The organism is Streptomyces niveus (assembly GCF_001723055.1).
GTDB lineage: Bacteria > Actinomycetota > Actinomycetes > Streptomycetales > Streptomycetaceae > Streptomyces > Streptomyces niveus.
On sequence record NZ_MDCR01000119.1, the window covers coordinates 1 to 10400 of the forward strand.

Here is a 10400-nt window from a genome sequence, read left to right on the forward strand (position 1 = left end):
CGCTGGCCGCCACGGCGGCCACCCTGCTCGCCGTGACCGCCGCAGCCCCGGGGGCCGCCGGGGCAACCGGGACATCCGCTACGAGTACCGGCTCCGGGGTGTCCGAACCCACGGCGCCCGACGAGTTCGTGGCACTGCGGACCGTGGCACCGACGATCATCCAGGAGATCCGCTACGTCACCCCGCACAACTTCGTGGGCGAGCCCGTCGACGGCTACGAGCAGCCGCTCTGCATCCTCACGCGCCCGGCCGCGCGGGCGCTTCAGCGGGCGCAGTGGAAGCTGCTGCGGCAGGGCTACTCGCTCAAGGTGTACGACTGCTACCGCCCCCAGCGGGCGGTCGACCACTTCGTCCGCTGGGCGAAGGACCTTCAGGACGAGCGGATGAAGCCCGAGTTCTATCCACAGGTCGACAAGTCGAGACTGTTCGCGGACGGCTACATCGCCGAGAAGTCCGGGCACAGCCGGGGCAGCACGGTGGACCTGACGATCGTGAAGCTCCCCGCCAAGCCGACCCGGCCGTATGTGCCCGGCGAGAAGCTGGTTCCCTGCTACGCGCCGCAGGGTGAGCGGTTCCGGGACAACTCCGTGGACATGGGCACCGGTTACGACTGCTTCGACACCCTGTCGCACACCGACGATCCCCGGATCCAGGGTGAGCGGCGCGCGAACCGGCAGCTCCTGAAGAGCACGCTGGCCGGCGTCGGATTCACCAACCACCCCGAGGAGTGGTGGCACTTCACCCACAAGCCGGAGCTGTTCCCCGACACCTACTTCGACTTCCCGGTGTCCTGGCGCTCGGTCCTCGGTCGCTGACGGCGCGGGGACGACCGGCGGAACAGGGAATCGGCGGAACCAGCAGGTGAGCGGTCGGCCGGGACCACCCCCGTGGGCTCCGGCCGCCCGCTCACTACTGTCGGACGCACGCCGCCCGTTTTCGGTTCTCCTCCTGCCCGTTTCCCCTTCCGGGCGGAGCCGTTACGGTGCCCGTATGGCATCGGAGACAACGGAGACATACGAGTCGTACAAGGAATTCTGGCCCTACTACGTGGCGATGCACTCCCGCGCGGCCACCCGCTGGGTCCATCTGACCGGGACTCTCACCGGCCTCGCCATCAGTGTCTACGGCCTGGCGCGGGGCCGGAAGCGGTACGCGGCGGCGCTGCCGCTGATCGGCTACGGGACCGCCTGGCCCGCACACTTCTTCATCGAGAAGAACAATCCCGCGAGCTTCGGGCATCCCGCGTGGTCGCTGCGCGGCGATGCGCAGATGATCAGGATGATGCTGGCGGGACGGGACGCGGAGCTGGCCGAGATCGCCGCGAAGTGGCTCGCCGAGAACCGCTGAGCGGCTGAGCGGCTGAGCGGCTGACCGATGGAACAGCCGAACCACCGGGCCGCCGAGCTGTGGAGACCACGGACGCCCGGCGGGACCGGCGGTAGTCGGAGCCGTACGCCTGGATCCCTCGCGGGCACGGCGGCGCGCGGGACGCACGGCCGGTACCCCCGTCGGTGGGGGTACCGGCCGTGTTCCGGGTGGTTGGTCAGCTGGTGGTGACCGCGGGCTCGCGCTGGCGGCGTGCGCGGTTCATGGCGTGCTCCACGACCGCCACCAGGACGTCCTTGACGGACTCGCGCAGGCGCGCGTCACACATCAGCAACGGCACCTCGGAGTCGAGATCGAGCGCCGTCCGGACCGTCTCGGCGGGGAAACGGGTCGCGTCCTCGAAGCAGTTGACGGCGACGGCGAAGGGGATCCCCCGGCGCTCGAAGTAGTCGACCGCCGCGAAGGAGTCCTCCAGCCGCCGTGTGTCGGCCAGGACGACCGCGCCGAGCGCGCCCTGGGCCAACTCGTCCCAGAGGAACCAGAAGCGGTCCTGGCCCGGCGTACCGAACAGGTACAGCACCAGGTCGTCGCGGAGCGTGATGCGCCCGAAGTCCATCGCGACCGTGGTGGTGGTCTTGCCCTCGATGCCCGCGATGTCGTCCACCGGGCGGCCCGCCTCGGTGAGCAGTTCCTCGGTGCGCAGCGGTTTGATCTCGCTCACCGCGCCGACGAGGGTGGTCTTGCCCACACCGAAGCCGCCTGCCACCAGGATCTTCAGCGTCACCGGCTCGATCGGCCGCTGTCCACGGCTAGAGCGCCCGAAGACCATTGATCACCTCGCGGAGAATGTTCACGTCCGGCAGCTCGGCCGGCGGAACGGGACGGGTTACGTGCACCAGTTCGTTCTCGACCAGGTCTCCGACGAAAACCCGGACCACCCCTACGGGGAGGTCGAGGCCCGCGGCGAGTTCCGCGATCGACTGAGGACTGGCTCTGCACAGTTCGACTATCTCCACATGCTCGGGAGACAGTGTCCGGTCGCCGGACGGGTCGTCGGCGGCGGGCGCCGGGATGACGATGGCGATCAGGTCGAGCCGGTGCCGGGTCGCGCTGCTGGTCCGGCCGCGTGTCATGGCGTACGGGCGCACCACCGGTCCGGCGTCACCGTCGAACCACTGCTTCGGATCCTCACCTGCTCCACTCATGTCATTCAACTCACCCGGTGGCGGGCTGTCCGGCACGGGGTGCGGCGCCGAGGTGGACGCCGACGCGCTTGACCATGAGCGTCATCTCGTAGGCGACCTGGCCGACGTCGGAGTCGGAGTCGGAGAGTACGGCGAGGCAACTGCCGTCGCCCGCCGCCGTCACGAAGAGGAAGGCGTCGTCGAGCTCGACGACGGTCTGGCGGACCTTGCCCGCCTCGAAGTGCCTGCCGACGCCCTTGGCGAGGCTGTGGAAGCCGGAGGCGACGGCGGCGAGATGTTCACCGTCCTCGCGGGTCAGATCCTTGGACGTGCCCGTGGCGAGACCGTCCCCGGAGAGGACGATCGCCTTGCGTATGCTGCCGACCCGTTCCACCAGCTCGTCCAGGAGCCAGTTGAGGTCGCCCGGGACGGATCCGCGGCGTGTGGAATCGGATGCTGCGGCTTTCGGTGCGGTCATCGACCGTCCCCCTCCGGTGTCGTTCCTGTGGTGTCGCCGGGGCCGTTGATGCCTTCGGTGCCAACCGTGCCATCGGTGTCTTCGGCGTTGTTCTGCTGGCGGCCACGCTGCCAGCCCCGTTGAAGGGACGCCATGCGGTCGCGTACTTGGTCCGCGTCCCGCTCGTAGTCGCGTTCTGTCGCGTCGGTGGGCGGCGCTTCGGCCTCTTCCCGTACCGCGTCCTTCAGTTGAGGTGCGAGGCTGGCCTGCCGGACGCGCCGGGGAAGGCCGCCGAGCGGGGTGGGAGACCCGTTCTCGTCGGGAGTCACGGCGGCTCCGTCGATCGGTGAGGGCGTACTCGGGACCGGCGTGGTCGGCGCGGGCGCGCTCGGCGTGGTCGCCGCGGGCGCGTCCGTCGACGGGTCCGACGCCGGGTGGGCGCCGCCGCGCTCGTCCACGCGTCTTCCGTTGTCGGCGACCAGCTTCGGCGTCTTGCGGCTGCGCCGGGGCAGTTGCGCCGGGAAGCCGAGCGGGGCTGCGTCGTCGCGCCCGCCCCGGCCGTGGAGACCCTGAGGCCCGTGGGGGCCGTCCTGGTCCGTCGCCTGGCGGTGCTGCCCCGCCTCGCGCCCCGGCACGTCCCTCAGGTGTTCACGGGCCCGGAAGATACCTCCGCGCTCGCTCTCGGTGTCGTCCAGGTCGGCGCTGCCGAGATCGGTCGCGGCGTCGATGGCGTCCCCGCGGGCGGGCAGGTCGTGGAACTCGCTCCCGCTGAGCGGCGGTTCCAGCTCGATGGGCCCGTCGAGCACGGAGCGGCTGCCGCTGAGTCCGGTGGGGACCTGCGAGAGCGAGGCGAGCCGGCCGTCGGAGCGGCCACGGCCGTTGTCCGTCGAGGCGTTCTGCCGGTCGAGACGGAATCCGGTGCCCTGCGTCTCGGGCGCCTCGGTAAGGAGGGCCGCCGGCAGGAAGACGATCGCGGTGGTGCCTCCGTACGGAGACGGCTGGAGGGAGACCCGTACGTTCTGCCGCTGCGCGAGCCGGCTGACGACGAAGAGGCCGAGACGGTCGGTGTCGGAGAGTTCGAACTCGGGTGTCTCCGCGAGCCGCAGATTCGCGTCCAGCAGCGCGTCGGAGTTCATGCCGAGGCCGCGGTCGTGGATCTCCAGGGTGAAGCCGTTGGCGACGCGTTCACCGTGCACCTGGACCGCTGTGTGCGGGGGCGAGAACACCGTGGCGTTCTCCAGGAGTTCGGCGACGAGATGGGTGAGGTCGGCGACGGCGGGGCCGCCGACACCGATCCTCGGCAGTCTGCGGACCTCGACGCGCTCGTAGTCCTCGACCTCGGCGACCGCGGCCCGTACGACGTCCATCAGCTGCACCGGCTTGCGCCACTGGCGGGACGGCGCGGCTCCGGAGAGGATCACCAGGCCCTCGGCGTGGCGCCGCATACGGGTGGTCAGGTGGTCGAGGCGGAAGAGGTCGGCGAGTTCGTCCGTGTCCTCGGTGCGGCGCTCCATGGTGTCCAGGAGCGTCAGCTGGCGGTGGAGCAGGACCTGGTTGCGGCGGGCGAGGTTGACGAACACCTCGGAGACGCCGTGCCTCAACTCGGCCTGCTTCACGGCCGCTTCGACGGCAGCGCGCTGGAGGGTGTTGAGCGCCTGGCCGACCTGGCCCAGCTCGTCGCGTTCGTAGTCGAGCCGTGGTGCTTCGGTCTCGACGTCGACCTGCTCGCCCGCCGCGAGGCGGCGCATGACGCTCGGCAGCCGTACGCCGGACACCTCGTGGGCCTCCTTACGGAGGCTGGACAGGTCGCGTACGAGGCTGCGGCCGACGCGTACGGAGACGATCAGGGAGACGAGCAGCGCCAGGAAGCCGAGCACACCGGCGATTCCGGCCAGTACGAGGACGTTGAACCCGGCCGGATCGACCCGGTCCTGGTAGCGCTCGTCGGCCGCCTCGCCCTCGCGCTCCAGGCTTTCGAGGACCGGGTTGGACGTCTCCTGCCAGCGTGCGGCGTCGACCGAGGCCGGGTCCTTGCCCGGACCCGCGGTGATGAGCTGTTCCTCCGCCTCACGGAGCGGCTGGGTGCCGGGGCCGCCCCAGTACTGCTCGAAGATCTCGCGCTCGGAGGCGGGCAGGACGTCGAGGTTGGTCTCGTAGAGGAGGACGCGGTTGGCGACGAGGTCGGATATCAGCCGGATCTCGTCCGACGTGGTGCGGCGGGTGATCAGCGCGGAGACGACCAGCGCGTCCTCACGGGAGAGCATCTCCTGGGCGCGGTCGATGCCGACCAGGGCGCGCGCCTGCTTGTCCAGCTCCACGTCCTCCAGGGCGTGCAGCGCCGACAGGAAGCTGTGGCAGGGGTCGACGAGCCTGTTGTAGAAGTCGAGCGCCTGGCCACGGGTGACGGTGCTCTTCTCGACGGAGCGGCGCAGCGCGCCGAGGCCGTCGAGGGCGTCGGTGAGCGAGGTCAGCCGTGCGGAGGTGGCATCGCTCATCTGGTCGCGTACCGAGGGGTTCTCGGCGTTCGCCTTGATCTTCGTGACGGCCCTGTCGGTGGCCGCGCGCTGTCGGCGCAGCTCGGCGAGGGAGTCGGAGTTACGGGGGTCGGCCAGGTAGATCAGGGTCTGGCGGCGTTCCCGCTGGACCACGCGCACCGTGTCCTCGACGGGGTCGGCGACCTTGTCGATGATGTAGGCGACGTCCAGGAGCTGGTTGGCCTCGCGGCCGGTGAGTGTGGTGGCGAATGCCCACAGGGCCGTGAGGGAGACGAGCGGCACAAGGAGCAACGCCACGATCTTCCGGCGGATGGACTTCCCGCGAAAGCGCATGGCCTCCCCCAGCTCGGCCTTCCACCCGACGTGGAAGGCGTCTTCATCAGAATGGACATCCTCGTCAACAAGCGGCGTGAGCCTACTACTGCCACACCTCCAACTCGAAGACACGTCCGGGCGATTTTCGGCCCTGCCCAGGCGAGTTGATCACGAGTTGTCCTGGTATTCACGGAGATGACTTTCGCCGCTGTGGCGCACAGTACCTGGCGGCGCGTCACTTTTCGCAATCGATCGGATGGCCTGAACTGTAGGTGTGCGGGAATCTTCCTGATCTGTCGCTCGTCTATGTGTATGGGTACTGACGTACGGAAGTACCGGCTCAGGGTGGGGAATTCGGGGCGAGGGACGGGGCGGGTGGACGGCGCCGGTGCGCGGCCCGCCGCACAATCGGTGCCATGGTTCGCGTGAAGCGGCCTGGGCCGGGCAATCACCCTGGTGTCGGACGGTGGTGGGGAGTTGCGGTCGATGAATACGAAGTCGGACATGAGAACAGCTTCGAAGGCGGCCAGGAAGGCGCCCGCGAAGTCCGGGGAGGAGGTCGGGGCCAAGGCCGGGCCCGAGGTGGAGGTCGAGCTGCCGGCTCCGCGCGGTACGGGCCTCGCGCGGCGGCTGTGGGTGGAGGAGCCCGCGATACGGCGCCGGATGCCGGACCCGGTGCGGACGGCGGCGGTGCGGGCCGTGATCATCGCGGCGCTGACGCTGATGCAGGCGACCGTGGCGTTCTTCTGCACGCTCGCGGGGTCGTGGCTGGCCTTCCCCATGGTGCTGAGCAGTGTGGGCAGCACGGTGGTGGCGACGTGGGGCGTGCTGGACGTATGGGTGACGCGCCAGGTGTGGAATCAGCGCAACGGTGTGGTGTCGGTGCCGAGCAGCACGGCGCGGCAGCTGCGCCGGGAGCGCCGCCGGGCCAGGCGTGTGGCGCGGGCGGCGGAGCGTGACGGCGCCGCGCGGATACGACGCCGGGGCGCCGGGAAGCTCTCCGAAGCCTGAACGCCCGTGCCCCGGCTGTTCGTCGGTAGTCCTAGGGCGTGTCTGCCGGTGCCTCGGCGGTCGGTGCCGCAGGTGCCTCGTCTGTCTCGTCTGTCTCGTCTGTCTGGTCTGTCTCGTCGGTGTCGTGGGTCGTCGTCGGGGCGGTGGCCACGGCGGCGGACTGCGAGCGTTTGAACATGCGCGTGGCCGTGATCTCGCCGTGCACCGTCTCGGCGTCCGGGTCCTGTTGGGGTAGCCCGGGGCGCAGATGCTCCTCGACGCTGATGTATTTGAGGCCCGCCCGCAGATCCGCGTCGTTGCGCAGCCGGATCACCAGGGGGAACTCGGCCAGTGCCGTCGTGTCGAAGAGGCCGGTCGTGTAGAGGAGTTGGACGCCGAGGGCGTCCGAGACGGCGCGCTGGAGCTCCAGCAGGTAGGTCGCGTTGGCGCGGCCGATCGGGTTGTCGAGGAAGAGGGTGCCGGCGTGCCGGTGCTTGTCGCGTCCCCGGTCGTTGCTGCGCAGCGCGGCCATCGTGCAGTACAGGGCGATGGCGGCGGTGAGGAGTTGGCCGCCGGAGAAGACGTCGCCCATCTGACCGACCGGGACCCGCTCGGCGCGCAGCACGGCGTCCGGCTTGAGGATCTCCACGGCGATGCCCTTGGGCTGGAGGGCCGCCTGGACGCCGCGCAGCAGGAGGGACATGCCGTCCCTGCGGAGGTCGGAGTTCTTCCTGAGGGCGGCGCGGGTCGCCTCGTCGATGACCTCGCCGAGCCGTTCGGTGAGGGTCGCCTGGTCGGGTTCCTCGAAGCGGATGCGGAGGAACTCCTGGCCGGACCACTCCCCCAGTCCTTCGGGCAGCCGGGACAGGCGCTGTGCGGAGCGCAGGGTCGTGAGAGCGGATTCAACCAGTCCGCGCAGCCGGTCGACGATCGAGTCGCGGTTGCGTTCGAGTTGCTCCAACTCGTCGGTGAGCACCCGCAGCCGGGGGGCGAAGGCGGCGGCCCACTTCGCCGCGTGGTCGGGCAGCGCCGCCGCCGGCAGTTCGCGGATCTGCTGGCGGGCGGGGGTGCGTACCTGCTCGTAGCGGGTGGCGTTGGCGTGCCGTACGAGAACATCGCTCGCTTCCCGGACGGCGGCGTCGGCGGCGGACAGGTCCGTGGCGCAGGCGCGCAGCGAGCGGCGGGTCTCGGCGGCTGCCGTCCGGGCCTCTTCGATGCCGCCGGGGTAGGGCTCAGGTGCTTCCGGTGCCTCGTCGGTGTCCTCGTAGACCGAGCCTCGCAGCAGGTCGGCGAGGAGGGCCGCCGTCTCCTCGAAGCCGCCGGTGGCGTCCTCGGCGGTGCGGTGCGCGTGCAGCAGTTCACCGTGTGCCGAGCGGGCGGTGTCCAACGCGTCGGTGCACGTGGCGAGTTCGCCGGTGGCGGTACGGAGCAGGGCCTGGGCCTGGTCCACATCGGCGGGGACCTGGCTCTCCGGCAGCTCCGTGTGGGCGTCGCCGTCGGCGGGTGCGAGCCGTTCGGCCTCGCCGCGCAGGCGGCCCAGTTGCTCGCTGGCGGCCGAGGCGCGTGACTCCAGCATCTGGACGAGCGATTCGGCGCGGGCGGCGGCGGCCTGCCGGGACGGGCCGTCGGCGCCGTCCGTGCTCTCCAGGAGCTGGGCGGCTCGGGTACGGACCTTGTTGCTGAGCCGGTCCAGTTCGGCGAGGGCGGCGCCTTCGTCGCTCTCGGCGTGGGCCTGTTCGGCGCGGAGGTCGGCGCCGACGCCGACCTTCTCGTACAGCTGTGAGGCGGCCCGGTAGGCCTCGCGCAGCGCGGGCAGCGCGGTGCGGGGCGCGTCGGGGTCGGGCGCGGGCAGGTTCTCGGGGGCGCCGGCGATCTCGGCCCGCTCGGCACGCAGGGCGCGGGCCGTGCGGCGGGCGTCGTCGGCGGCGCGCTGGGCGGCGCGGCGGTCCTCGTCGGCGGCGCGGGCGCGTTCCAGGAAGGCGGTGGCGCGGGCTTCGGACTCCGCGGCGTCGTCGGCCAGGGCGCGGAGCTTGACCTGCCAGCCCGCCCGTTCACGCAGACGGTAGGCGAGGCCGGAGAGGGCGTCGGCGACCCGGCGGGCCCGCTGGGCGGCCTCCTGCCGTTCGTCGCGTACCCGGGCGGTGTCGGCGGCGGCCTCGTCGGCCTCCGTACGGACCGTACGGGCCTCGGCGAGTTCGGCCCCGGCCGCGCGGGCCAGTTCGTCGGCGGCGCGCGCGGTCTCGGCGAGTTCCGTGAGCCGTCCGGGGGCGCAGGTGGCCCGCCAGGAGCCGAGGCGCGCGGCGATGGCCCGGTCGGCGGAGAGCCGGGCGGAGAGGGTGCGGATCTCCTCGTCGCGGGCGGTCGACTTGGCGCGCAGGGACTGCCGTTCGGCGTCGGCCGCGTGCTCGTCGTGCATGGCCGGGTTGGGCGGGACGAGGAAGACGCCGGTGTCCTCACCGCCCGACGCGTCCCCGTGGGGGCCGGGGCCCGGCACGGGTGCGAGCAGGGCGGCTGCCGTACCGACGGCGACGGTGGAGCGTGGCAGGAGGGCGGCGCCGGAGAGGACTTCGCGGGCCCTGGCGTGCGAGGCGGGTTCGGTGACGACGACGCCGTCGACCAGCTCGGGGCGGGCGCTCAGGACGGCGGCGTGGTCGGCGGGGTCGACGGCCTGGGCGAGATAGCGCCAGCCGGGGAGGGCCGGGATGCCGTGCTCGCCGAGGTATTCGACGGTGGCCAGGACGTCGGGGCCCGGCGGCAGCAGTCCGCCGTCGCCGAGCGCGCCGAGGATGCGGGAGTCGTCGGCGGCGGCCGTACGGAGGTCGAACAGCTGGCGCTCGGCGGCGGCGACGCCCTGGTCGAGAAGTTCGCGCAGGTCGTCGGCGTACCGGTCGAGTTCCTCGGGGGTGAGCGGCCCTTGGCCGGTGTTCGCCACGGCGGTGGCGGTCGCCCTGGACTGCTGTCCGACGGCGCTCGCGGCGCCGTCCCGGCGCTTCGCACCGCCGGGGGCCGCTCCCGGATCGGCAGGTCCTTCGGGGCCGCCCTGGGCTCCGCTGCGCGGTCCGGGGACGCCCGCGCGGGGTGGCGCGCCGGGCAGGCCGAGCAGTTCGGTGAGGCGTTCCTCCTCGGCGATGGACTCGGCCGTACGGCGCTCCGCGTCGTACTCGTGCTCGGCGGCGCGCGCGGCGTCGACGGCGCGGGCCTCGGACAGTTCGGCGCGCGATTCGGTCGCCGCGGCCTCCCTGGCCCGGTCCGCCGCCGCGCGTGCCGCCTCCCTGGCCGTGTCCCAGGTGGCGACCGCGGACTTCTCCGCGTCGCTGGCGGCGAGCGCGGCGCGTGCCGGGTCGGCGTCCGGGGCCGCGTCGTCGAGCCAGCCGACCCGGACCGCCTCGGCGGTCTCCTGCTCGACCTCGGACAGCCGCTGGCGCAGATGGCCGCTCTCGCTGCGGGCGCGCTGCGCCTCGGTGGCCGCCGCTGTCGCGTCACGGTGCGCGGCCTCGCCGACCTCCTGGAGCGCTGCGGAGCGCTCCTCCTCCTCGTTGGCCAGGGTCTCCCCGTCGGCCGCCGCCGCGTGCAGCGCGCGGACGAGGTCGGCGGCGGCGGTGGCGCGGGCCGCCAGGGCGGGTGCCGCGTCGC

Annotated in this window: 8 protein-coding genes; 3 read left to right on the plus strand and 5 right to left on the minus strand. The window is 72.1% G+C overall.

The features are described from left to right. The first annotated feature begins 2 nt into the window (after window positions 1-2). Window positions 3-815: a M15 family metallopeptidase gene (locus tag BHU15_RS15715; protein ID WP_069627769.1), complete on the plus strand. Its 813-nt coding sequence runs from the start codon at window positions 3-5 to the stop codon at window positions 813-815. 175 nt (window positions 816-990) lie between these two features. Then, entirely contained in the window at window positions 991-1347 is a 357-nt protein-coding gene (locus tag BHU15_RS15720; RefSeq protein ID WP_069627770.1) for an Mpo1-like protein, read from the plus strand. 196 nt (window positions 1348-1543) lie between these two features. Here BHU15_RS15720 and BHU15_RS15725 read toward each other — a convergent pair whose 3' ends face one another. Genes BHU15_RS15725 through BHU15_RS15740 form a run of 4 tightly spaced genes read right to left on the minus strand, consistent with a single transcriptional unit; the run spans window position 1544 to window position 5795 of the window. Beyond that, on the minus strand, window positions 1544-2155 hold the full coding sequence (locus BHU15_RS15725) for a GTP-binding protein (protein ID WP_031232227.1): 612 nt from the start codon (window positions 2153-2155) through the stop codon (window positions 1544-1546). Beyond that, entirely contained in the window at window positions 2136-2531 is a 396-nt protein-coding gene (locus BHU15_RS15730; RefSeq protein ID WP_023543049.1) for a DUF742 domain-containing protein, read from the minus strand. The genes BHU15_RS15725 and BHU15_RS15730 overlap by 20 nt, the downstream gene beginning before the upstream one ends. Window positions 2532-2541: 10 nt before the next feature. Then, window positions 2542-2988 carry a roadblock/LC7 domain-containing protein gene (locus BHU15_RS15735; RefSeq protein WP_023543048.1) on the minus strand — a complete coding sequence of 149 codons (447 nt, stop codon included), beginning with the start codon at window positions 2986-2988 and terminating at the stop codon, window positions 2542-2544. Beyond that, window positions 2985-5795 carry a nitrate- and nitrite sensing domain-containing protein gene (locus BHU15_RS15740; protein ID WP_069627771.1) on the minus strand — a complete coding sequence of 937 codons (2811 nt, stop codon included), beginning with the start codon at window positions 5793-5795 and terminating at the stop codon, window positions 2985-2987. The genes BHU15_RS15735 and BHU15_RS15740 overlap by 4 nt, the downstream gene beginning before the upstream one ends. 486 nt (window positions 5796-6281) lie before the next feature. On the opposite strand from BHU15_RS15740, the gene BHU15_RS15745 reads away from it, so the two are divergent. Continuing rightward, the gene (locus BHU15_RS15745) at window positions 6282-6788 is read left to right on the plus strand and encodes a hypothetical protein (protein ID WP_247748837.1); all 507 of its coding nucleotides are present in this window, start codon (window positions 6282-6284) and stop codon (window positions 6786-6788) included. A gap of 31 nt (window positions 6789-6819) precedes the next feature. Here BHU15_RS15745 and BHU15_RS15750 read toward each other — a convergent pair. Next, a partial coding sequence (locus tag BHU15_RS15750; RefSeq protein WP_079128165.1) for a coiled-coil domain-containing protein occupies window positions 6820-10400 on the minus strand: 3581 nt, incomplete at its 5' end.

Coding starts and splice junctions, on each gene's coding strand:
- BHU15_RS15740 (WP_069627771.1), bottom strand. CDS start 5,795: ATGCGCTTTCGCGGGAAGTCCATCCGCCGGAAGATCGTGGCGTTGCTC.
- BHU15_RS15735 (WP_023543048.1), bottom strand. CDS start 2,988: ATGACCGCACCGAAAGCCGCAGCATCCGATTCCACACGCCGCGGATCC.
- BHU15_RS15745 (WP_247748837.1), top strand. CDS start 6,282: ATGAGAACAGCTTCGAAGGCGGCCAGGAAGGCGCCCGCGAAGTCCGGG.
- BHU15_RS15720 (WP_069627770.1), top strand. CDS start 991: ATGGCATCGGAGACAACGGAGACATACGAGTCGTACAAGGAATTCTGG.
- BHU15_RS15730 (WP_023543049.1), bottom strand. CDS start 2,531: ATGAGTGGAGCAGGTGAGGATCCGAAGCAGTGGTTCGACGGTGACGCC.
- BHU15_RS15725 (WP_031232227.1), bottom strand. CDS start 2,155: ATGGTCTTCGGGCGCTCTAGCCGTGGACAGCGGCCGATCGAGCCGGTG.